The sequence below is a fragment of the Streptococcus sp. CF8_St5-17 genome, from assembly GCF_024295665.1.
GTDB lineage: Bacteria > Bacillota > Bacilli > Lactobacillales > Streptococcaceae > Streptococcus.
Window position 1 is genome coordinate 289,082 of record NZ_JANCOU010000001.1, and the last position, 23,134, is coordinate 312,215.

Annotated in this window: 23 protein-coding genes and 1 pseudogene; 8 read left to right on the plus strand and 16 right to left on the minus strand. The window is 41.0% G+C overall.

All coding sequences use genetic code 11. The features are described from left to right. Positions 1 to 145 precede the first annotated feature (145 nt). The 5 genes from pheT to NMM19_RS01375 form a co-directional block, all read right to left on the minus strand. On the minus strand, positions 146 to 2,551 hold the full coding sequence (gene pheT, locus NMM19_RS01355; protein WP_254729674.1) for a phenylalanine--tRNA ligase subunit beta: 2,406 nt from the start codon (positions 2,549 to 2,551) through the stop codon (positions 146 to 148). 130 nt (positions 2,552 to 2,681) lie between these two features. Then, positions 2,682 to 3,728: a phenylalanine--tRNA ligase subunit alpha gene (pheS, locus tag NMM19_RS01360; protein WP_178895347.1), complete on the minus strand. Its 1,047-nt coding sequence runs from the start codon at positions 3,726 to 3,728 to the stop codon at positions 2,682 to 2,684. Between the two features lie 277 nt (positions 3,729 to 4,005). Then, the gene (ldcB, locus tag NMM19_RS01365) at positions 4,006 to 4,722 is read right to left on the minus strand and encodes an LD-carboxypeptidase LdcB/DacB (protein ID WP_178895348.1); all 717 of its coding nucleotides are present in this window, start codon (positions 4,720 to 4,722) and stop codon (positions 4,006 to 4,008) included. An 11-nt stretch (positions 4,723 to 4,733) separates the two neighbouring features. Further along, positions 4,734 to 5,195 carry an HIT family protein gene (locus NMM19_RS01370; protein WP_049494184.1) on the minus strand — a complete coding sequence of 154 codons (462 nt, stop codon included), beginning with the start codon at positions 5,193 to 5,195 and terminating at the stop codon, positions 4,734 to 4,736. Position 5,196: 1 nt separating this feature from the next. Continuing rightward, positions 5,197 to 6,234: a M42 family metallopeptidase gene (locus NMM19_RS01375; RefSeq protein ID WP_049494258.1), complete on the minus strand. Its 1,038-nt coding sequence runs from the start codon at positions 6,232 to 6,234 to the stop codon at positions 5,197 to 5,199. Between the two features lie 132 nt (positions 6,235 to 6,366). Here NMM19_RS01375 and NMM19_RS01380 point away from each other — a divergent pair, with 132 nt between their 5' ends. Beyond that, positions 6,367 to 6,915 carry a DUF1307 domain-containing protein gene (locus NMM19_RS01380; RefSeq protein ID WP_049494185.1) on the plus strand — a complete coding sequence of 183 codons (549 nt, stop codon included), beginning with the start codon at positions 6,367 to 6,369 and terminating at the stop codon, positions 6,913 to 6,915. Positions 6,916 to 6,952: 37 nt separating this feature from the next. Here NMM19_RS01380 and brnQ read toward each other — a convergent pair whose 3' ends face one another. The 6 genes from brnQ to NMM19_RS01410 all read right to left on the minus strand — a co-directional run bounded on the left by brnQ (position 6,953) and on the right by NMM19_RS01410 (position 12,073). After that, positions 6,953 to 8,278, minus strand: a complete 1,326-nt coding sequence (brnQ, locus tag NMM19_RS01385) for a branched-chain amino acid transport system II carrier protein (RefSeq protein ID WP_178895349.1) — start codon at positions 8,276 to 8,278, stop codon at positions 6,953 to 6,955. A gap of 163 nt (positions 8,279 to 8,441) precedes the next feature. Continuing rightward, the gene (locus NMM19_RS01390; RefSeq protein WP_049494187.1) at positions 8,442 to 8,723 is read right to left on the minus strand and encodes a rhodanese-like domain-containing protein; all 282 of its coding nucleotides are present in this window, start codon (positions 8,721 to 8,723) and stop codon (positions 8,442 to 8,444) included. Next, the gene (locus NMM19_RS01395) at positions 8,720 to 9,310 is read right to left on the minus strand and encodes a uracil-DNA glycosylase family protein (RefSeq protein ID WP_049494188.1); all 591 of its coding nucleotides are present in this window, start codon (positions 9,308 to 9,310) and stop codon (positions 8,720 to 8,722) included. The genes NMM19_RS01390 and NMM19_RS01395 overlap by 4 nt, the downstream gene beginning before the upstream one ends. Before the next feature lie 52 nt (positions 9,311 to 9,362). Continuing rightward, the gene (pepV, locus tag NMM19_RS01400) at positions 9,363 to 10,763 is read right to left on the minus strand and encodes a dipeptidase PepV (protein WP_049494189.1); all 1,401 of its coding nucleotides are present in this window, start codon (positions 10,761 to 10,763) and stop codon (positions 9,363 to 9,365) included. Positions 10,764 to 10,772: 9 nt separating this feature from the next. Further along, positions 10,773 to 11,378, minus strand: coding sequence for a nitroreductase family protein (locus tag NMM19_RS01405; RefSeq protein ID WP_178895350.1), 606 nt, complete (start codon positions 11,376 to 11,378; stop codon positions 10,773 to 10,775). Between the two features lie 194 nt (positions 11,379 to 11,572). Further along, positions 11,573 to 12,073, minus strand: coding sequence for a hypothetical protein (locus NMM19_RS01410; protein WP_178895351.1), 501 nt, complete (start codon positions 12,071 to 12,073; stop codon positions 11,573 to 11,575). A 137-nt stretch (positions 12,074 to 12,210) separates the two neighbouring features. Here NMM19_RS01410 and NMM19_RS01415 point away from each other — a divergent pair. Beyond that, positions 12,211 to 12,435 (plus strand): annotated as a pseudogene (locus NMM19_RS01415) (transporter substrate-binding domain-containing protein); the annotation flags it as partial. Between the two features lie 63 nt (positions 12,436 to 12,498). Here the strand turns inward: NMM19_RS01415 and NMM19_RS01420 are convergent. Beyond that, positions 12,499 to 13,332: a metallophosphoesterase gene (locus NMM19_RS01420; protein WP_178895352.1), complete on the minus strand. Its 834-nt coding sequence runs from the start codon at positions 13,330 to 13,332 to the stop codon at positions 12,499 to 12,501. A 207-nt stretch (positions 13,333 to 13,539) separates the two neighbouring features. On the opposite strand from NMM19_RS01420, the gene NMM19_RS01425 reads away from it, so the two are divergent. The 3 genes from NMM19_RS01425 to NMM19_RS01435 are packed head-to-tail and all read left to right on the plus strand — an operon-like array spanning position 13,540 to position 14,643. Then, positions 13,540 to 13,734 carry a helix-turn-helix transcriptional regulator gene (locus tag NMM19_RS01425; RefSeq protein WP_178895353.1) on the plus strand — a complete coding sequence of 65 codons (195 nt, stop codon included), beginning with the start codon at positions 13,540 to 13,542 and terminating at the stop codon, positions 13,732 to 13,734. Between the two features lie 14 nt (positions 13,735 to 13,748). Further along, on the plus strand, positions 13,749 to 14,291 hold the full coding sequence (locus tag NMM19_RS01430) for a DUF3278 domain-containing protein (protein WP_178895354.1): 543 nt from the start codon (positions 13,749 to 13,751) through the stop codon (positions 14,289 to 14,291). A gap of 10 nt (positions 14,292 to 14,301) precedes the next feature. After that, a complete protein-coding gene (locus NMM19_RS01435) occupies positions 14,302 to 14,643 on the plus strand; it encodes a hypothetical protein (protein WP_178895355.1) in 342 nt (113 codons plus the stop codon). A gap of 48 nt (positions 14,644 to 14,691) precedes the next feature. Here the strand turns inward: NMM19_RS01435 and NMM19_RS01440 are convergent, their stop codons facing one another. From NMM19_RS01440 to zapA, 4 genes are all read right to left on the minus strand, one after another. After that, the gene (locus tag NMM19_RS01440) at positions 14,692 to 15,588 is read right to left on the minus strand and encodes a TDT family transporter (protein ID WP_178895356.1); all 897 of its coding nucleotides are present in this window, start codon (positions 15,586 to 15,588) and stop codon (positions 14,692 to 14,694) included. A gap of 198 nt (positions 15,589 to 15,786) precedes the next feature. Beyond that, positions 15,787 to 18,123 (minus strand): endonuclease MutS2, encoded by a 2,337-nt coding sequence (locus tag NMM19_RS01445; protein WP_178895357.1) that lies wholly within the window; start codon positions 18,121 to 18,123, stop codon positions 15,787 to 15,789. A gap of 110 nt (positions 18,124 to 18,233) precedes the next feature. Next, positions 18,234 to 18,782 carry a CvpA family protein gene (locus NMM19_RS01450; RefSeq protein WP_178895358.1) on the minus strand — a complete coding sequence of 183 codons (549 nt, stop codon included), beginning with the start codon at positions 18,780 to 18,782 and terminating at the stop codon, positions 18,234 to 18,236. After that, a complete protein-coding gene (gene zapA, locus NMM19_RS01455) occupies positions 18,779 to 19,081 on the minus strand; it encodes a cell division protein ZapA (RefSeq protein ID WP_004252047.1) in 303 nt (100 codons plus the stop codon). Before zapA ends, NMM19_RS01450 begins: the two co-directional genes overlap by 4 nt. Positions 19,082 to 19,167: 86 nt before the next feature. On the opposite strand from zapA, the gene rnhC reads away from it, so the two are divergent. From rnhC to NMM19_RS01470, 3 genes are all read left to right on the plus strand, one after another. Then, the gene (gene rnhC, locus NMM19_RS01460; RefSeq protein ID WP_178895359.1) at positions 19,168 to 20,043 is read left to right on the plus strand and encodes a ribonuclease HIII; all 876 of its coding nucleotides are present in this window, start codon (positions 19,168 to 19,170) and stop codon (positions 20,041 to 20,043) included. 9 nt (positions 20,044 to 20,052) lie between these two features. After that, the gene (gene lepB, locus NMM19_RS01465) at positions 20,053 to 20,667 is read left to right on the plus strand and encodes a signal peptidase I (RefSeq protein WP_178895360.1); all 615 of its coding nucleotides are present in this window, start codon (positions 20,053 to 20,055) and stop codon (positions 20,665 to 20,667) included. A gap of 89 nt (positions 20,668 to 20,756) precedes the next feature. After that, positions 20,757 to 23,126, plus strand: a complete 2,370-nt coding sequence (locus tag NMM19_RS01470; RefSeq protein ID WP_178895361.1) for an ATP-dependent RecD-like DNA helicase — start codon at positions 20,757 to 20,759, stop codon at positions 23,124 to 23,126. Positions 23,127 to 23,134 lie beyond the last annotated feature (8 nt).

Here is a 23,134-nt window from a genome sequence, read left to right on the forward strand (position 1 = left end):
ACAAGGATTTATGTACATTTTTATTAGTAGAATTTGCTTGGATTTTTTCATACCAAAAATAATAAAATTCACATTTATTTTTCTTTCCAATATTCGGCATTGACAAAGACAAAAAAATCCATCCCTCAGGATGGATTTTAGACTTTTAACGCACTTCTGCATTGACTTTTTCTTCAAGTGAAGCTTGGATTTTTTCCATGTAACGTGCGACTTCTTCGTCAGTCAAGCTATCTTCTGGATTTTGGAAGGTCAAGCTGTAGGCCATAGACTTCATACCGATTCCTAGTTTTTCACCTGAGAAGACGTCGAAGAGTTTGATATCTGTCAAACGTTTCACGCCAGCTGCTTGGATGGCATCTACCACCTCTTGGTGAGTCACTTCTGCCTTGAGGAGAAGGGCGATATCACGGCTCACCGCTGGGAATTTGGTGATTTCCACAAATGGAGCGGCTGGTTGAAGAGCTGCTTCGATAGCTGAAAGGTTGAGCTCTGCCACATAAGTTTCTGGAATATCGTAAGCCTTAGCTGTAACAGGATGTACTTGACCGAGGAAACCAAGGACTTGGTCACCGAGTGAGATCAAGGCTGTACGTCCTGGGTGAAGACTAGCAATTTCAGAAGTTGCTGTATAAGTCACTTCAAGACCCAAGCGAGCAAAGAGAGCTTCCAAAATTCCCTTAGCATAGAAGAAGTCAACAGGAACTGCTGCTGTTTGGAAGTCTTTTTCAGCGACTAAACCTGTCAAAGCAAAGGCAAAGCTATTGATTTCGTTTGGCAAGTCTTCTTTTGGATTACCAGTTTGTTCAAAGACTTTTCCAATCTCATAAAGAGCCAAGTCTTTATTCTTACGTGCTACGTTGTAGGCAACTGTATCAAGGATACCTGAAACCATATTTTGACGGAGAACAGAACGGTCCACAGTCATTGGCCACATGAGCTCTGTTAAATGACTTGGCTGAATCGTAAACTCAACCGCTTTTTCAGGAGTTGTAAGAGCGTAGGTGATGATTTCAGTCAATCCAGCCCCTTCAGCAATAGTCCGAACTTGACGACGGAGTTTTTGTGTCGCTGTTAACTCACCTGCTGTCCCATCGTCTTTTGGAAGACTAGTTGGCAAGCGGTCATAACCGTAGATACGAGCGATTTCTTCAAAGAGATCCGCTTCGATAGTGATATCCCAACGGCGACGTGGAACTCTTACTGTGAAGCTGTCAGCATTTCCAGAAAGGCCAAATCCAAGACGACGGAAGACATCTTCTACATCGGCGTAGGAAAGCTCTGTACCGAGGACACGGTTGACGTCAACAAGAGTTGAAGAAACTTCCACATCAGAAGTGTCAAGCTCACCTGCTGAAACGATCCCCTTACGAACAGTTGCTCCTGAAAGCTCTGCAATCATGCTCGCTGCCGCATCAAGGGCTTCATTGACAGTTGCCACGTTGATGCCTTTTTCAAAGCGAGAAGAAGATTCTGAACGAAGGTTGAGGCGACCACTAGTCTTACGGATAGATTTGCCATTGAAAACAGCAGCTTCAAGGACGACACGACTAGATTTTTCAGAGATTTCTGTAGCTTGACCACCCATAACACCTGCAAGGGCTACTGGTTTATCAGCGACAGTGATTACGAGGTCATTTATTTCTAACTCACGCTCTTCACCATCCAAGGTTACTAATTTTTCACCAGCACGCGCTTCACGCACACGGATGTCAGTCCCTTCAAAGGTATCCAAGTCAAAGGCATGCATTGGTTGACCAAAGTAAAGCAAGATATAGTTGGTCACGTCGACGACATTATTAATCGGACGGATGCCTTCGTTCATGAGGAGGTTTTGCAACCATTGTGGACTTGGTGCGATGGTCACATTGTCCAAGATACGAGTTGCATAATAAGGCGCCTTGTCTGTGTCAATGCTGACAGAAAGAGCATCGGCTGTAGCTTGGTCTGTTTCTGAAAGAGCAAATTCTTTAAAGTTAACTGCCTTGTCATAAATCGCTGCTACTTCGTACGCTACCCCACGCATAGAAAGAGCGTCTGCACGGTTTGGAGTGATAGAAAGCTCGATGATTTCATCATCCAAGTCTAGGTAAGAGAAGACTTCATCTCCTGGAACAGCATCTTGAGGCAAGATTTGGATCCCATCTGCAAATTCCTTTGGTACAACGGAGTCAGAAATGCCCAACTCACCAAGTGAACAGATCATCCCGAGTGACTCTAAGCCACGGATTTTCCCTTTTTTAATCTTGTAGTTATCTGCGATACGAGCACCTGGAAGAGCCACCATGACCTTGATGCCTGCATGCACATTTGGTGCTCCACAGACGATTTGACGGGCTTCTTCTTCACCCACATTGACTTGGCAGACATGCAAGTGTGTTTCTGGCACATCTTCACAAGACAGGACTTCTCCGACGACAATTTTTGAGAGACCAGCAGCAGGTGATTCCACACCTTCTACTTCGATCCCTGTGGTTGACATTTTTTCAGCCAACTCTTGTGATGGCACATCAATGTCCACCAATTCTTTTAACCATTTATAAGATACTAACATAATTCTGATTGTAAGATCCCAGTAAGAGAGACCTTTTCAATTCCTTTCTTTTTCTTTGAGGTAGTCCTCACCATTTCTCATTGAGAGAAGATGATTAGTACTGTATAGGACTGTGTTTCAGGTTTCAATCTTATTTAAACTGTTCTGAGAAGCGGACATCGCCTTGGTAGAATCCACGGATATCGTTGATTCCATAACGAAGCATAGCTACACGCTCTTGACCAAGACCAAAGGCAAAACCAGAGTAAACACTTGCATCAATCCCACTCATTTCAAGGACACGAGGGTGAACCATTCCGGCACCCATAATCTCGATCCAACCTGTTTTCTTACAAACGTTACAGCCATCTCCACCACACTTGAAGCATGAAACATCAACCTCAACAGAAGGCTCTGTAAATGGGAAGTAAGATGGACGCAAACGAATTTGACGCTCTTCACCAAACATTTTTTGCACAATCAACTGAAGAGTTCCTTGAAGATCAGCCATAGAGATGTTTTTCCCTACAACCAAACCTTCGATTTGGTGGAATTGGTGACTGTGGGTTGCATCGTCTGTATCACGACGGAATACACGTCCTGGTGAGATCATCTTCAAAGGACCTTTAGAAAAATCATGGGCATCCATCGCACGCGCCTGAACTGGAGACGTGTGGGTACGGAGCAAGATTTCTTCTGTGATGTAGAAAGTGTCCTGCATATCACGGGCTGGGTGGTCTTTTGGAAGGTTCATACGTTCGAAGTTGTAGTAGTCTTGTTCTACTTCAAATCCATCCACAACTTGATAACCCATACCGATGAAAATATCTTCAATTTCTTCACTAGTTTGTGTAAGAACGTGACGGTGACCAGTCGCAACTGGACGAGCTGGAAGAGTCACATCAATACTCTCACTTGCTAGTTGAGCTGCGACTTTCTTTTCTTCCAAGAGCTTAGCTGTTTCTTCAAAGGCAGCTGTCAAGACATCACGAGCCTCGTTTACGTGTTTTCCGATAACAGGACGCATTTCTGCAGAAACGTCTTTCATCCCTTTAAGGATTTCGGTCAGTGACCCTTTTTTCCCAAGGACTGAGACACGCAATTCTTGCATCTCTTTTTCATTTTCAGCAGTAATCTGCTTCAAGCTAGCTAGCGTTTCTTCACGAAGCGCTTTTAATTGTTCTTCAATAGTTGACATAATTCCTCCATCAGTCTCTCGTAAGATAAAAAGAAAACCACATGTCAAAAACTCCACTCGGAGCGTTGACACGCGGTACCATCCGTTTTCATCTGACAAGTCAGACCTTTATTTCCGAATCCTTGCGCAAGTGAATTCACCCAGTTTTCATATAGAGAGCTTTCAGTCACGGCTCTCCTCCCTGATATACTTCCCTTGAGTTACTAGTCTTGCAGATTCCTATTTAATTACTAAATATTTTATCAAATTTCAAGCATTCTTGCAAGATGTTTTGCGACTAATCAACATAGTCTCCACCTTCAAAGCCATAATACTCTTCCAGACTGAGGCCACTTGCAGCGATTTCTTTGGCTTCTTTGCCGACGTAGCGAAGGTGCCATTCCTCGGCCATATAACCCGTTTCCTTTTCCTTACCTTTGAGATAACGGACGACAAAGCCATAGTCAGCCGCATGGTCCAAAAGCCATTGGGCAGCCTTTTCTTCAGTCACTAAATCTCCATTTGTTCCAATTAGGTCAAAGGCAAGGCCAGTTTGGTGTTCACTGTAACCAGGCCGAGCAGAATAGCGGTCAGCCTCTGCCTTTCCGTCTTTGTTGACATAGTCCTGATAAAGCTGAGTTTGAGTTTCATAACTTCTAAAACCACTATAGTTGTCGCTAATCGGGAATCCTGCTTGTTGCATAGCTGCAATGAGTTTCAACAGTTCTGCTTTAGCGGTAGGGTTTTCCCCTGGATTATAGTCTTTTGACATAGGATAATGCTTATTAGCGACAACAATCTCATCGTACTTGCCTTGAATGCTGTAGTGATCTCCTTTGTCTACTACTTCTGCTTTCTTTTGACTAGCTACCTGAGACTTACTTCCCGCAGTTCCTTCTTGGACAGTTTTTTCTTCCGTTGAAGTCTGAGTTTCTGAAGTTGCTGGCTTTTCTTGTGAGCAAGCCGCTAATGTCAAGGCTAATAATCCTGATAATACAAGATATCTTTTCTTCATCTTTAATCCTTTCATTTTACTATCTGGTTTAAAGTTTCTGATAATGTCGCAATCAAGTTTTCCAGTCTCCGATCTTTAACGTGATATTCCTCAGCGACCATTTCTTCCCAAGGAACCCACCAGACTGGACCACGTCCATTTAGACCGTGCCCTTTCATATCACCAGCTCGTCTTGGAAAAATATGCCAGTGAACATGAGCGTCTCCATTTCCCAACAACTCTACATTCATCTTTTCAGCAGTAAAAGCCTTAGAGACAGCTTCCTGAACCAGACTCATTTCCTCTAAAAAGCGGAATTTGACAGTTGGATGTAGATGATGCAATTCTGTGACATGTTCCTTGGCTAAGAATAGAGTGTAGCCTTCAAAATACTGGTGGTCTCCGATGACAACATAGCCAGTTTCTAATTCCTTGACAAAGTAGGGATTTTCCCCTGCCTTAATCAATTCAATTCGATCACAAATCAAGCACATCTTATTCCACCAAGTCACTCTTGAGATAAGCATCTACCATACGCTCAGTAGCCACTACAGAATCAATATGAGTACGCTCATAAGAATGACTAGACTCAATACCAGCTCCTAGAAGAGCGTGCTTAACCTCTGCTCCAGCTGACATCGCTGCAGAAGCATCCGAACCGTAAAATGGATAGATATCTAGTTTAAACGGAATGTCTTGCTCTTCAGCTAAAGCAACTAAATGTTGACGGAATTCATAGTGGTAAGGACCAGAAGCATCTTTGACACAGATAGAGACTGTGTACTCGTCCGTCTGCTGGTCATCTCCCATCGCTCCCATATCTACTGCCAGATATTCGACAACTTGACTAGGGATACTTGAGTTAGCACCATGCCCCACTTCTTCAAAGACTGAAAAAGCAAAATGCGTAGTAACTGGAAGCTCAATTCCTTCTTCTTTGTAGACTTTGAGGAGATTTAGGAGAATTGCTGCGCTGACCTTATCATCCAAATGACGCGATTTGATAAAGCCTGAATCAGCCACCACAGTTCGTGGGTCAAAACTGATAAAGTCTCCAACCTCGATACCGAGTGCACGTGTTTCTTTTTCGTTGGTCACTTTTTCATCCAAACGTACTTCCATATTGTCCTGCGTACGTTCCGCAGTTCCAGCATCCTTATAGACGTGACAAGAAGTCTGGTGGATTAAAATCGTACCTGAAACAGTCTTACCTGTGCTAGCCACATGAACGGTACAGTTTTCTCCCTCAATCATGTTCCAAGGATATCCTCCAATACGGTCCATTTTAAGACGACCATCTGGTTTAACAGCGCGAACGATAGCTCCCAGAGTATCCACATGGGCAGTCACATAGCGTTGTTGTTCATCATTTTTACCTTTAACAGTAACGTTGACACCACCTTTGGCAGTACGGACAGGTTGATAGCCTAACTTTTCAAGTGTCTCAACTAAATAATCAGTAATCTCACGGGTAAAACCTGTTGGCGATGCGATAGCAGTTAGTTCTTTAATATATTCTACAGTTTGATTCATTTCTTCACCTCTTCTTACCATTATATCACTTTTCCCATTTTAGTATGTGTAAAAAGGAAAAACTGACATACTTTGATAATGAAAGTATGTTATGGTATAATAAAAGTAGTTCTTATGATGAAAGGAAAAAATATGAACAGATATTTCAAAATAACGCTTCTCTTAGCCTTACCGTTGGCATTCTTGTTGGGATGTTCTAAACAATCAACAACTTCTAACTCTTTAAAAGCAGAAACAAGTGAAGTAAAAACTACCGAAACTGAAACTACTGAGGCTGAAACTACAGAAAAGAAAGCTGAATCAAAAACTGTAGCCTTTGTTCATGACAGTAATCCAGGAAGACATTCTACCTTGACATACACTGTTGAAGGCGATGATGTTATGAAACAAGAAGTTTATAATGTTTTTGAACCTGAAGTACTCAATAAGAGCGCCGATGAGATTAAAGAACTTATCGTGAAAACTTATAAAGGGTATGAAGGAATTAAGGGCGTTACACAAAATATCGAATTCAAAGATGGAAAAGTCGTCCATACCATGGTCATTGACATGACTGTAGTCAATCTTGATGAGATGAAAAAAGCAATGCCAAATGAATATTCAGGAGCTGGAAAACGTGTAAGTTTTGCAAAAACTAAAAAAATGCTTGAGGATCTTGGGTATACTGAAAAAACGAACTAAGAGTAATAAAAAAACCTTGGCATCTGCCAAGGTTTTTTTATTCCATCTCAAAAGCTTCACTTTCTTGTTTGTTAGGAAGAACAAGAGAAAGTAAAATTCCGATAATCGCTGGTACTAACCATGGCAATGAAGCCTTAGCAAATGGTAGAGCATTCACAATGTTGGCAAGGAAGGTCACTTCAAATGAACTTCCTAAGACGCTAGCTATGGCAATAGCAGTTACAAGTCCCATAGTCAATTGCATCCCTGGTTTTGAAAGTGGTACAAATTTGTTCACAATCACAATCATAACAATCACAATCGTGATTGGATACAAGACAACTAGCACTGGAACTGAGTATTTGATAATAGCACTCAATCCAAGGTTTGCGATAGCAAAACCAATCAAGGTAAAGACAGTCGCATAAACCTTGTAGCTGATTTGTGGGAAGCGGTCGTTGAAGAATTCAGCTGTTGATACAATCAAGCCTACTGTTGTTGTGAAACAAGTCACCGTTACCATGACTGCAAGGAAAAGCTGTGCTGTCGAGCCAAAGATTTCTTGCGTTGCTTGTGACAAGATATAAACTCCTGGAGTTCCTTCGCTCATCACTTCAGCTGGTACTAGGAAATGATTTCCAAGGAAACCTAGGCCAATGTATAAAGCACTAAATCCTAAAGCTACAACGATTCCAACGACCCAAATAGTTGAAATGTATTCTTTCTTACTTGAAAATCCAAGCTGTTTCAAGGTTTGAACAGCGATAACACTAAAGGCAACAGAAGCAAGCGCATCAAGTGTATTATATCCCTCAAGGAAACCTGCACCAAAGGCTGAAGTTTGATAGGCACCTGATGCTGCTTGCGGTGCGTTCCCACCATATTTAAAGGCCCCAAGGATAACCAAAACAACAATCAAAATCGCAAATACTGGAGTCAAGATTCGTCCGATACGATCCAAAATCTTTGAAGGGTTAAGGGCGATTAAATAGGCTGCAACAAAGTAGAGAATTGTAAAGACAATCAAACCTAACCCCTTATCTGCTTCGGCCAGGAGGGGACTAATACCGACCTCAAACGATGTTGTTGCTGTACGTGGAATGGCAAAGAATGGACCAATCGACAAGTACAAAGCTGCAAGATAAATCGTCGCAAACCATGGAGAAATTTTCTTAGAAATCTCATAGATATAACCCTTAGGATTAAGGGTCCCAATAATCAAAGTTAGGACGGCAATCCCAACACCTGAAAATACAAATCCTGCAATGGCAGGAAGGAAGTTTTCTCCAGACTGTGCGCCTAGAGTTGGAGGGAAAATCAAGTTACCTGCTCCAAAAAATATTCCAAACAGAAGTAATCCTGTTAAAGCACCTTTTTTAGCCATAAACTCTCCTTATAAAATTAAAATACTTTCTTAGTATAACATGTTTAAAGGCATGAAAAGGCTATCAGGAAATCATTCTAAAATGTTTTCAATTTTCGGAATTTTAGAGCAAATAAATTCCCTTTAAAACCTTTCTTATTTTCGGTCTCAAAGGGAGTTTTTCTTATTCTAAAGCATCCATGCCACCTTGGACATTGATAACCTCATATCCTTGTTCTGTTAAAAATTGACAAGCGCGTGCTGAACGCATTCCTGATTTACAAATCACGTAATAAAGCTGGTCTTTGTCCAGTTGTACATAAGTATCTGCCAGTTGACTGAGAGGGAAATTATGAGCACCTTCTAAATGAAGAGCTTCAAATTCCTCTACTTCTCTCACGTCCACTAGAGAAAGTTGCTCATTTTGATAAAGCTGGTAAAATTCATCGAAGGAAATTTCTTTCATTCTTTTTCTCCTAAAATTGTTTTAATTCTTTTTTTCAAATCGGGAACCACTTCCGACTCAAACCAAGGATTTTTTTTCATCCAGATTTGATTACGTGGTGATGGGTGTACCAGAGGGAAATAATCAGGCAAATAATCCTTGAACCGATGCACACGGTCTGTCACCTTGCCACTGACCTTTTCATGCAGATAGTAAGCCTGAGCATACTGCCCAATCAAGAGTGTTAATTGAATATCTGGCAATTCCTTCAAAAGTTTTGGATGCCATTTTTCTGCAAAACCTGGACGTGGTGGTAGGTCACCCGATTTTCCATGACCTGGAAAGTAGAAATCCATAGGCATGACTGCAAAGTAACCTGAATTATAAAACGTATCTTCATCCACACCTAGCCACTCTCGCAAGCGGTCACCACTTTTATCCTTCCAGTAAAGTCCTGCTTCTTGAGTTTTGAGTCCAGGAGCTTGCCCAATGATATTGATACGAGCAGTCTTTGGTGCTGCAAAAAGAGGCTCGATACCCTGCTCAGTATAGCTGGCATTCTGTGGATCCGCCATGATAGCTTGCTTGATTTTTTCGATTTGAGACATCTGTTTCCCTCCAAAAAGAAGTCCAAGCATAGAATCTCAGACTTCTAGATCATTATTTGATCAATTCATAAATAGCTTCAGCGTAGATGGCTGCTGCACGGAAAAGATCGTCCAAGGCGATAAATTCATTGGCCTGGTGCATAGTATCGATAGAATCTGGGAACATAGCACCGTAGGCTACACCACGCTCTAATAGACGTCCAAAAGTTCCTCCACCGATGACTTGTTCGTGACCTTGAAGACCTGTTTGTTTTTCGTAAACATTCAACAAGGTTTGAACGAGTGGATCTTCCATTGGCACATAGTGAGGAGTGTGACCATGTTCAGAAAGGCTGACTGAAGCAACTGGCAAGCTTTCAAGAACTGACTTGATTTGCTCTGGGCTTGTTCCTTTTGGATAACGGAAGTTGAGGGCAATAGTATTGTCAGCACTTGTTTCATCAAAGCGGAAGACACCCGCATTCATAGAAAGAGCACCCATCTTTTCATCTACATGAGCTACTTTCAAGTTTTTACCTTCGTGGTCATTCAAGAGAATCTTACCAGCAATGTCAAGATAGTCTTTTGCAGGCCCTTCAAAGGCAAATTGGCTGAGGAAGAGGGCAAGGTAAGTCGCACCATTGACACCTGAAGCAGGCATAGCACCATGGGCTGATTTACCAATTACAGTCACCTTGTACTGACCATTTTCTTCTTGAATTTCTCCTCTGAGATTGTGCTCTGCAACGAAGGCGTCTAGCTTAGTTTGCAAGTCAGCTAAGTCGCCTGAAACAACTGCTGTTGCTGATTCTGGCACCATGTTTTCGCGTAAACCACCTGTGAAGCTGTGAAGACGAGCTGCACCAGTATTTTCACCAGCAAAGTGGAGATATTCTGTGATATTTCCTTTTTCACCATTGATGATAGGGAATTCAGCATCTGGTGAGAATCCAAAGTCAGGTTTTGCAAGTCCTACATGCTCAAAGTAGTAGTCCATATCTGCCCAACCTGATTCTTCATCAGTTCCCACGATGAAGCGAACTTTCTTAGAAGTTGGAAGCCCCAATTCCTTGATGATTTTCAAACCGTAGTAACAAGCTGTTGTAGGTCCCTTATCATCAGAAGCCCCACGCGCATAAAGTCGACCATCTTTGATAGTTGGAGTGTAAGGGTCAGTGTCCCAACCACTACCTGCTGGCACTACGTCCATGTGGGCAAAGATTCCGAGAACTTCTTCTCCTTGACCAAACTCGAAATGACCTGCATAGTTGTCGACATTTTTTGTTGGGTAGCCATCACGGTCTGCGATTTCGAGGAATTTCTCCAAGGCTTTTACTGGACCAGGTCCAAATGGATGCTGCGCATCGGCCTTACTGTCATCACGTTCTGAGTTGATTTCCAAAAGGCTAAACAAGTCAGCCAAGAGGTCTTCTTTGCGTTTTTCTACTTCTGTTGTAAAATCAATAACTGTCATTTTTACTTCCTATCTTTTCTCGATAATTTCATCTACTGGCAAGCGGTAGCTTGGTTCCAACTTCTCGTCTGTGTATCCTACTGTAATCAAAAGCTCTGGACGGAAGCGTTCTTCAATTTCCAAGACTTCATTAGCTTTTGATTTATCAAAACCTAGTATAATATTTGAACCAATTCCCTGGTCAGTCAATGCAAGGACCAAGTTCATCGCAACTAATCCTGCATTAAGAGCCAAGTAGTCACTGACTTGTTGTTCATTGTAACGTGCATACTCAGCTGGAAGATTTTTCATAAAGTACTGAAGTTGTTCTTCTGAGAAGTTCTTTGCTCCACCAACACGGGCAATCTTGCGAGCTCGTTTAGCTAGGTCAGTATCTGTAAACAAGGCAATCGTTACAGGTGCAGAGGCTACTTGCTCAAAGTTTGAACCGTAAGCCAATTTTGCTAGTTCAGCATTTTTCTCACGAACCACGACGAATTTCCAAGGCTGGCTGTTGTGGGCACTTGGTGCCAAGGTTGCGATTTCGATAGCTGTACGGACATCCTTTGGATCAACAGGTTTATCAATAAAATGCTTGGTCGCATGACGTTTTTTATTTAACTCAAGAAATTTCATAAGCAAGTTCCTTTTCTATTTCTATTGCTTCCATTTTACCACATTCTGAAAGAGCTTGCAGAGATTTTTCATAAGTAGAGACCTTTATCCCATCTCTTAACCAGGAATTACAAGCTTTTCGATTTAGTTGTAAGCTATAATAAAAACTTTCTGCACAAGAAAAAGTAGACGATTAGTCGCCTACTTTACTCATATTATTGCGCTGATACAATTTTACTTGCAGATTCAATCGCTTGTTTCATAGCATCACGTGCAGTCTTCAATTGTTGAAGGAAAACAGTACGTGCTTCTGCAGGCATTTCTGTATCGTCAGAACCTGCGCTTGACAAGCCATCATTAAATGCCTTTCTTGAAGTTTCTAGTGAGTTAAGAGCAGGTTCCACTTGTTGTTTATAAGCATCTTTTTGAGCCTCAGGAACTTTGTCACCGATTTCTTCAACATATTTCTTATAGTTGTCAATCAACTTACCAAAAAGAGTTTTCATATCTCCAATTGTTTTAGCGTTGTCAATTTCTTCATCTGTTAGAAGAGTAACTTCAGATGTGTTTGTCTTTGAGTTATCTGTTTTTGATGAAGCTGATGTTTGTTCAGTCGTGCTTGAAACTTTACTTGCAGAATCAGAAGATTTATTTCCACAAGCTGCTAAAGTTGCAACTGATAAGAGCACAAGGCCCGCAGTAAGAAGTTTTTTCATGACTATCTCCTTTAAATAGTTTTATGATACCTATATTTTAAAATAAAATAATTTTATTGTCAAACATTTACCGAATTATTGAAGCTAAAAAGCTCATTGAGTTCACTATTTTTAAAATCTATATTAAATTTATCGAAAATGTTCAAAAGATTATCCAAGACCGAGGTTTAGACTTGAACGTAGTCGACTTGGAAAGCAATGATAATCCAAATAACTACATTATCTTCTCAAGCGATGGAAAAGAAATTAAAGAACAATTTGACAAGGTCCTCAAAGAACTCTACCAAGACGGAACCCTTGAAAAACTCAGCAAAACCTATCTCGGTGGTTCCTACCTACCAGATCAATCTCAATTACAATAAGATATATTAAAAACGATTGGCTAGTCCAATCGTTTATTTAGTATCTGTTAATCAAAGCAACTCTTACAAAAAATCAAAATAATTCTTCACATCCTCCACATAGCCATGCTTTTCAATTAAACTAGCTAACAAATCTCTATTATGGCCTTGATAGTTGTCCTCTCGCCGCAATTCTTCATACATTTCGATAAAGGGAAGGCCCTTGGTCTTAGCTGATTCTAGCTCTGCTTCATAGTCATAAACAACCTTACGAAATTGGATATTGACTAATTCACCATTTTCAACCTCAAGTAAGGCATACTGGGCACGGTGATTTTTCAGCCCTACCCAGTCAAAATAAGGCATACCAATCGAACCTGGATTGATGATTTGTTGACCTTGGCTACCATAACGAAGCAACTGCTTGTGAACATGACCATAGACGGCTACATCAGTAGTTTCATCAAGTAGCTGGTCAAATTTTTCGGTATCATTTTCAACCAGCAAATCACCACCATAATTTTTCTCAGGTAAATTATGTGAAAGAGAAAAGCGCAAGCCTTCTACTTCTTTCTTGGCTACCATAGGTAGATTTCTCAACCAATCAATATGCTCTGGGTTTAGACGCTCCATCAGATACTGGGTCAATCGCATAAGCTGGATTTCTTGGGGATCCTCTAAACCATATTGCCCATCTAAAGCCTCTAACACACAATCATCCCAGTTGCCTCGAACAGATGCTGTAATGGGAAGGTCTTTCAAAAGAGCCACCAAGTCATTTGCTCCCGGCCCAGGAAGAAAAATATCTCCCAGAAGCCAATATTCAGTCGCTCCCAACTTTTTAGCGTCCTCAAGCACTCCAGCTAAGGCTGTCGTGTTACCATGAATGTCTGATAAAATTGCAATCTTATGGTTCATTTTCTGCTCTTTCTTTATTGGATAGCATTCAGGGTATCCAAATCACTCTTATTTTTCTTCATTATAGCATAAAATCGTAGAAGATTTTCACATAGAAATATTATCACCAAGATTCTTTTAAAAATATGTCAAAAATAGTTGACATTTTATTTTTTAAAAGATATACTATAGTCAAATATATGTGACATAATCAAATAAGGAGGAAGCATGAATCGTGTGAAAGAATTTCGCAAGGAATTGGGCATATCCCAGCTCGAACTTGCCAAAGATATCGGTGTCTCTAGACAAACCATCAACATGATTGAGAATGACAAGTACAATCCTACCCTGGAACTCTGTCTCAATCTCGCTCATAGCCTCCAAACAGACCTCAACAGTCTCTTTTGGGAGGACGAATTTTAATAAGGAGAAGAAAAATGAAAAAAGAAACTCTCACTGAAAAACTAATCAAACGCACATACGGCATTTCTGGACCACTTGATGAACACAAACAACGTGAGGCTGACCGCATCGGAAATAAACTCTTTATGGTTCTCTTCTACCTCATGGTTTTTGGCAATCTCATTCCCTTTGTCCTCGCTTATAAATATCCCCAAGTGGTCGCTTTCGGATATCCAATCATTATTTTTCTGGTTTCTATGGCTTGTGCTATCTATGTTTCCACTCAAACTAAAAAAACAGGTATTACTACTATTGATCCTGAAATGTTGACTTGTAAAGAAAAGAAACAATTGCACTACCCTGGACTTAAGGCTGGTCTAGTCTATGGAGTTTTTATGTTCTTTGGCATGCCACTTCTCAATGTCTTAACGGATGATGGCAAGAACTATTTCACCTCTCTTTTCAATTTCGGTCATTTCACATCAATTCTTTTCGCAGCATTCTTTTTCGGATTAATAATGCAACTTGTCGTCTGGCTTCGCATTCGAAAAGCCAAGGAAGATCAAGACGACTATTAGGAGGAATCATATGAAATCATTACAAACTTTAATTCTCAGTCATATTTTGGTCAGTATCTTTATGACCTTTTTCCTAGTTTATGGCTATATTACACGTCCTTTTCTGATCATCTTCCTGCTAGCCCTTCCTGTCTTGAACAAAGGACAAAGGTTTCAGAAAATCACATCAAAAAAAATACGCCTCTTAAACGCATCTCTCTGCTTTATCCTCGTATCTCTCCCACAACTAATTACGAATTCTATGGATTGGAGATATCTCCTATTTCTAACTATCTGTATCATTTTTAGTTTGGTCTATTTCTATACTCTTTATCAACTCTTTAAAGAAGTTAAGCAAAAAGAATGTTATTAATCGCTCTAAAAAACACCCCCCTAACACTTCTCAGTGCTAGGGGATTTGTTATTTTCTTAAATATCTCACATATTCTACTAATACGTAGATGAGGATTGTTAAACAAATGATAGTTTCTAACCAAACGAGGAGGTTAAGGGTTGGAAACTGTAGGATTCCCTGGGCCATTTTCAAGGAAGTTGCCGTGATGATGGTTGGGAAAGTTAGAGCTGAAAAGGATGGTTGAAATCCCTGTTTTAGAATTCTCGGCAAGCGACTAAGGACAAAGAAAAAGAAAGTCTGTGATGCAAGAATCATGACCAGTAAAACCCAGTTAGGAAGACCTGGGCCTCCTATCCGAACCAGTGCTGCCAACAGTAGAGAAAATGGAGCACAATAGATTCCTTCTTGACCCATTAAAGCTAGTGGCAATGGATTCTTTTTCAAATCTTGATAAATGAGAGGATACAGGATGAGGGTTAAGATAAAACCAAAAATCCAAGCTCCATAGGCAATACCAACTATCCCCACCACGGGGTAGGTCAAGCTTGCTACTGCTATTCCTACATAAAGAACAGTCCAAGTCGGTGTAGCACTAGCCCTTGGCTTAGTCTGAACGTAATTGATAGTAAAGTAGATAATTAAACCTACATCCAGTAGAAAGGCAAACCACCAGAGAACTTGTGCAATGATACTCAAGCTCATAGGTAACACTCGCAATAAATAAGTCGATAAAATCATCCCTGCCATGGGAAAGGTCGCCATTCCTGACAAGAGGGGTGCTTTCTTCAGTTCTTGCTTGCTTACTTGCCAATCACTAAGATGACTGTAAATAAAACAAAACCATAGAATCAAGCCTGACAAACTAAGCAAATGAGAAAGAAATGGGAAGGTATCTAAGATAAGATTTCCTGCACCAGCTAATCCCAATAAGCAACCTGAAAAGGCTAAGGGGAGTTTCTTCATGTTAACCTCCGAAAATAACGTTACTATCAGTATAGCATAATTAAAGCTCAGCTAGACAAGCCTTCATCAATTTTTTTTGGCTATAAAACGATTGTCCCCTTTTAAAATACTCACTAACAATAATGATTAAAATAAATTCATCAAAAGAGTACCTATCACTTGATAGGTACTCTTTTAACATTTCATTCTATAGCTTGGTTAGCCTTTAAAGGTAACGATAGTCGCTCCAGAACCACCTGCATTTTGTGGCGCATAGCCAAAGCTCTTGACTTGCTTGTTTCTTTGGAGATATTTAGTTACTCCTTCACGGATGACTCCTGTACCGATACCATGGATGATGTCTACTTGAGCCATGTTGTTGAGCAGGGCTTGGTCGATAAAGGCATCCAAGGCTTCCATAGCCTCCTCATAGCGTTTGCCACGAAGATCAAGTCTAGCCTGCGGTGCTTTACCAACAGCGCGCTTGACCACGTTGACTTGTTTCTTTTTGACAGGCGCTTCTTGCTGAGCCTGAACCAAGTCGAATTCCTTATCTTCAAGCGTCATCTTGATCAAGCCGACTTGAGCTTCCCAACGACCATCCTTGAGTTGATTGGTCAAGGTACCTCGTTGACCATAGCTTAAAACGATGATATCATCCCCAATTTTTGGAGCTCGTTTCTTCTTGGCCTTTTGAAGGACCTTATTTTTAGAAAGATCAACTTTTTCAGGTGCCAACTTCTTGAGCTTGGCCTTGGCTTCGATAATTTCATGTGGTTTTAGTTGAGATTTTCTGTGAAGGTTTTTAAGAATATCATCACTTTCAGCTAGAGCCAATTCAACAATCTCAGCAGCTTGCTCACGCGCCTTATTGAGTTCTGTTTCTTTCTCACGATTGAGTTCATTGTAGAGTTTTTTAAGCGCACGGTTCATCTTGAGGTTTTCCTGCTCAACTTGGCGAATATTCTCAAGACGTTTACGGCTTTCAAGTGTCTGCTCTTCCAACTGCTCTATGATGCGATTGACATCATTGTCTTGGTTAATCTGCTTGCTGGCATCACCTACAATGACATCTGACAAGCCCAAACGTTTAGCAATCTCAAAGGCATTGCTTCGACCAGGTACTCCCTGCATAAAGCGATAGGTTGGACGCAGGCTAGCTGTATCAAACTCCATGCTGGCATTCTGAACATAAGCCGTTTCAATTCCATAGGCCTTGAGTTCAGGATAGTGAGTGGTTGCCATGGTCTTGACCTGACGCAAGCGCAAGTCTTCTAGGATAGACATGGCAAGGGCAGCTCCTTCCTGAGGATCTGTACCTGCTCCAAGCTCATCTAGTAGCAAGAGGGAGTTTTGGTTGACTTTACCGAGGATGTCTACGATATTGGTCATGTGACTAGAGAAGGTTGACAGGCTTTGCTCAATGGATTGTTCATCTCCTATATCCGCAAAGATCTCCTCAAAAATTCCCACACGACTGCCCTTATCGGCCAAAATCGGCAAACCTGACTGGGCCATCAATTGCGTCAACCCTAAGGTTTTGAGCATAATGGTCTTACCACCCGTATTGGGACCAGTGATAACGATGGCTGTTAGATCCTTACCAAAGTGCACATCATTAGCAACAGCATTTTTCACAAGAGGATGACGAACATGAAGGAGTTGAATCTCCTGTCCTTCAGAGACTTGTGGAACCACTGCTCCTGTCTCCTGGATAAAGCGGACCTTAGCCCGAATCAAGTCTAAATGCCCAATAATCCATGCATCATTTGCAATTTCAGCTGCGTGAGGTCTTACTCGTTCAGAGAGTTCTTGGAGGATACGCATCATCTCATAGCGTTCGTCTGCACGAAGACTGGCGATTTCCTCACTCAGCTTGACTACTTCACGCGGTTCGATATAGACAGTGTTCCCGCTGGCAGAAATATCATGTACTACACCGGCAATCTTATTACGATAGGTATTTTTAACTGGAAGAACTTGGCGACCATTTCTACTAGCGACAATCCCTTCTGTCAACATCTGCGCCTTCTGCTTGAGAAGGTCTTGCAAGACATCACGAACCTGGCTCTCGCTATCATGGATCTTGCGACGGATTCGTGCTAGTTCTTCACTAGCAAAATTCTCAATAAATCCAGCCTCGTTGATGGCTTGGAGATTGCCCTGTAGATGTGGGAAGTCGTGAAGTTTCTCAAACCAATTTGCCAAGTGGTCCAAGCGTACATTTTCAAGATTATCATAGAAATTTTTCAGTTCACGGCTGGCAAAGATGACACGTTTGAGAAGGAGAAATTCCTCTATGTTGAGATCAGCACCCATCTCCAAACGTTTGCAGGTAGCCGCAATATCTTTTGTTGCCGAAATGCTGAAATGAGGATGCTCAACAAAGAGTTCTTGCATCTCCTTCATCTCTGCAAATGCCTGTCTAATTTTATCAGCTTTATCTATTGGGGCTAGCTCTTTTAACTGCTCTAGTCCTTGTTCCGTCAAAAGATGAGGCTCAAATAGAGCCTTGACCTTGTTAAATTCTAACGTTTCTAGTATTTTTGTATTCATCTAATTTCCTTAGTAAAAAAGTAATGACTTTTCTTATTTTCAACTTTTTTAATTCAATCTCTTACTTTTCGAAATTGTAAACAAAAGGCTAGGAATAGTTCCCGCCCTTTTTATCCGATTATTTTTGTAACCCAAAGCTGTTTAATAAAATTAGTTGTGAATGGAATGCTTTGGATGATATGTCTAGCTACAAAGCTATTTTCAAGTGAATTTTGAACAATTTGTAATGGCACAGTCGCGAGAATCGTTAGCATCATCTGGAGGACAAACAAGGTCACACCGACTGATAGCACACCCGCACCGATACGGTAGTATTTCCCATCAAGTATCTTACTTGGTACTAGGTTTAGAAAAAGACCAAGCAAACGGCCGATGCAGTAAAAAATCGTAAAGGCTAAGAGGAAGCCGACACCTGCATAAAAAACCTTATCTAGTTGGAAAAGTTGATTGGATGGGAAAAAAAATGTTCCCTGTCCTTCCTGCGGATTAGCATAAGGGATTAATAAATTGAACTTCTGCCCTAAAGATTGGTAATATTTGCTTGCAAAATAAGCAGAGACAATCGTTGCTACAAGATAATATGCTTGCAAAATAATTCCTCGGCGGTAGCCTATATAAAAGCTCCAAGCAAGGATTAATAAGAGTAGAATAGAAATCATAGGGAATCCTCAATCTTACTCTGCTCTTGTTTAGCCGCAACCACCTTATAACGGAGTGATTCTAACTCTTGCTCCTTATCATCAAATTCAATCTCACGGCTGAGCTGTGTTGACAAGCAGTTAACTGCTAAAAGGATAGCTACTGTCTCATCATCAGCTCCAGGCATTTGTTCTTTGATTGCTTCATATTTTTCTGTCGCAACTTTAGCAATCTCCTCCATGAAAAGATTGTCATGTTCAGTTGTCAGCGTTAATGTTTTTTTCCCAAATGTAAACTTGAATCGATTTAGATTTGCCATAAAATTCACCTCACGATATTATACCAAATTTCACTAAGTTTGTCAGTTTTTACCAATTCTAGCGCTTTTATGGTACAATAGAGACTATGGCAAGTATCACATTAACTCCGAGTGAAAAGGAAATTCAAGCTTTTGTTCAAAAGCATGAGCAAGCTCTCGCTCCAAGTAAAAATCCCTATATTCGCTACTTTTTAAAATTTCCTCAAGCCAGTGTTTCCGTCTATACATCTGGGAAAGTCCTCTTGCAAGGAGAAGCCGCTGAAAGCTATGCTAGCTTTTTTGGTTATCAGGTAGCACAAGTAGTTAGCGGGCAAAATTTCCCCTTAATTGGAACAGATGAAGTCGGAAATGGTTCCTACTTCGGTGGTCTGGCTATAGTGGCGTCATTTGTAACTCCTGATCAGCATGACTTTTTACGAAAACTTGGGGTTGGAGATTCTAAAACACTAACTGACCAAAAGATTCGTCAGATTGCTCCTATTCTTAAGGAAAAAATCCAACATCAAGCACTCCTACTTTCTCCGAGTAAGTATAACGAAGTCATTGGTGAGCGCTACAATGCTGTTTCGGTCAAGGTAGCTCTTCACAATCAAGCAATCTATCTCCTCCTTCAAAAGGGAGTTGAACCTGAAAAAATTGTTATTGACGCCTTTACAAGCTCACAGAACTATGATAAGTATCTAAAAAATGAAGCCAATCATTTTCCTAATCCAATCACTCTAGAGGAAAAAGCTGAGGGCAAATACTTGGCCGTCGCTGTCAGCTCCATCATTGCGCGTGATCTCTTCCTAGAAAATCTTGAAAACCTAGGACGAGAGCTGGGATACCAACTTCCAAGTGGTGCTGGAGCTGCTTCTGATAAGGTAGCTAGCCAAATCCTTCAAGCATATGGAATGAATGGCCTCAATTTCTGCGCCAAACTTCATTTTAAAAATACTGAAAAAGCAAAAAAACTTCTATAGAGGTGAACCATGAAATATTTAAAATCATTTATAAGAGAATGGGGAGTTTTCTTCCTGATTATCGCCTTAGTTGGTCTCAGCCGTCTCTTTCTCTGGAGCAATGTTCGTGTAGAAGGACACTCAATGGATCCTACTCTAGCTGATGGAGAAATCCTCTTTGTTGTTAAACATCTCCCTATCGATCGCTTTGATATAGTTGTCGCTCATGAGGATGAAGGGAATAAAGACATCGTAAAGCGAGTCATCGGATTGCCAGGTGATACCATCCGTTACGAAAATGATAAGCTCTACATCAATGGACAAGAAACCGATGAGCCTTATCTAGCAGAGTATCTCAAACGCTTTAAAGAGGATAAACTTCAATCTACCTATACTGGAGATAGTTGGGATGGGAAAAAAGGCGAGTACTTCAGAAGTCTTGCTGAGAAAGCTCAGGCCTTTACCTTAGATGTTAATTTCAATACTAGCTTCACATTCACTGTTCCAGAGGGACAATACCTCCTACTTGGTGATGACCGTCTGGTATCTAGTGATAGTCGACACGTTGGTACTTTTAAAGCAAAAGATATCATCGGAGAGGCTAAATTCCGTTTCTGGCCACTCAAACGTATCGGAACATTCTAATAACACTAAGAGGCCGAGAACACGAATCTCAGCCTCTTCTCATTCTATTCTGAATGATTTGATTTCATTTAGGAATGTAAAGGAATTATATGGAAGTCTATTTTACAGGTACGATTGAACGTATTATTTTTGAAAATGTCAGTAATTTTTATCGTATTCTCCTCCTAGATATAGAGGATACCAATGCTGAGGACTTTGATGATTTCGAGATCATTGTGACAGGAACTATGGCTGATGTCATCGAGGGAGAGGAATACACTTTTTGGGGGCAGATTGTCCAACACTCCAAATACGGAGAGCAACTACAAATTACCCGTTATGAAAGAGCAAAACCAACTAGTAAGGGCTTAGTCAAGTATTTCTCTAGTAGCCATTTCAAAGGGATTGGGCTCAAAACTGCCCAAAAGATTGTGGAACTCTATGGAGAAAATACCATTGATGAAATCCTGGAGCATCCTGAGAAACTCGAAACCATCTCAGGACTATCTTCTAAAAGTCGTGAGGCCTTCGTTTCTACACTTCGTCTCAACTACGGAACTGAGATGGTTTTGGCCAAGCTTGCAAACTACGGGATTCCTAATAAATTAGCTATTCAAATCCAGGATACCTATAAAGAGGAAACCATCGATATCGTTGAAAATTATCCTTATCAGTTGGTAGAAGATATCAAGGGTTTGGGCTTTACCATCGCTGACCAATTAGCACAGGAATTGGGGATTGAGAGTCAGGCACCTGAACGCTTTCGAGCAGGTCTTGTTCATAGCCTTTTAAATGCTTGTATGGAAAGCGGGGATACTTATGTTGAAGCAAGAGATCTATTAGAAAAAACTCTAACTCTACTTGAATCCTCACGACCTGTTGAACTGGAGCCCAGTCAACTTGCACAAGAATTATCCAATCTCATTGAAGAAGAAAAAGTTCAGCAGGTTGATACGAAAATCTTTGACAACAGTCTCTTTTTCGCTGAAGAAGGAATTCACAATCACCTCATTCGCATCCTTGAAAAAGAAGAACCCAATAAACATGAAATAGAAATCATCCAGGATCATATCACAACTGTTGAGAAAGAATTAGGCATCCAATACGATACTATTCAAAAGCAGGCAATCTGCGACGCTATCCAAAACAAGGTCTTTATCCTGACAGGTGGACCTGGTACGGGTAAAACCACTGTTATCAATGGGATTATTGGTGTTTATGCTCTAATGGAAGGACTTGATCTCAAGAAAAAGAGCAATCTACCGATTCTCCTAGCTGCTCCAACTGGTCGCGCGGCTCGTCGTATGAATGAGTTGACAGGCTTGCCAAGTGCAACGATTCACCGCCATTTGGGGATGACTGGAGACGACGATACCAGTCATTTGGAAGATTATCTAGATGCTGATTTTATCATCGTAGACGAGTTCTCTATGGTGGATACCTGGCTAGCCAACCAACTCTTCTCCAACATCTCCTCTAATAGTAAAATTCTCATCGTAGGCGATAGTGACCAGTTGCCATCGGTTAGTCCTGGTCAAGTCTTAGCTGACTTACTCCAGATTTCGAGTATTCCTCAAACACGCTTGGAAAGAATCTACCGTCAGAGCGAAGAATCAACCATCGTCACCCTTGCTAGTCAGATTCGTCAGGGAATTTTACCTGCAGATTTCACTCAGAAAAAAGCAGACCGTTCCTACTTTGAAATCGCTAGTAGCCATATCCCTGCGACCATTGAAAAAATCCTAGATGCTGCTATTAGAAGTGGCATTCCTGCTCGTGATATCCAAGTTCTAGCTCCTATGTATCGTGGTACAGCAGGAATTGACGCGATCAATCAACTCATGCAAGAACTGCTCAATCCTCTTCAAAAGGGACAGATCAGTTTTGAAGCAAGTCAGTTTCATTATCGCACAGGCGATAAGGTCATTCATCTGGTCAACGATGCAGAAGTCAATGTCTTTAATGGAGATTTAGGCTATATTACAGACCTGATTCCTGGAAAATACACTGAATCCAAACAAGATGAAATTATCATCGATTTTGATGGCAACGAGGTTTCCTATCCTCGAAATGAATGGTACAAAATTCGTCTGGCCTATGCTATGAGTATCCATAAGTCACAGGGGAGTGAGTTTCCAGTTGTGATTCTGCCAATTACCAGTGCTAGCAAGCGCATGCTGGAGCGAAATCTCATCTACACTGCTATCACTCGCGCCAAAAGCAAACTCATCCTACTTGGTAAACTTCAGGCCTTTGACTATGCAACCAAGCACATCGGGACAGCTCGCAAGACCTATCTGATTGAACGTTTTAGTGATTTAATTGAAAATAATATTGAAGAAAGTAAACAAGCCTTCTCTGAAACTGCCACAACAAATGACTCTGGACAATCCTACATCCTCACCGAGGAAAACTGGTCTAGTATCCCAGCTATGATTGGAATTAGTCAAGATGACCTTCAAGAATTTTTCGGAAAATAAAGCATAAG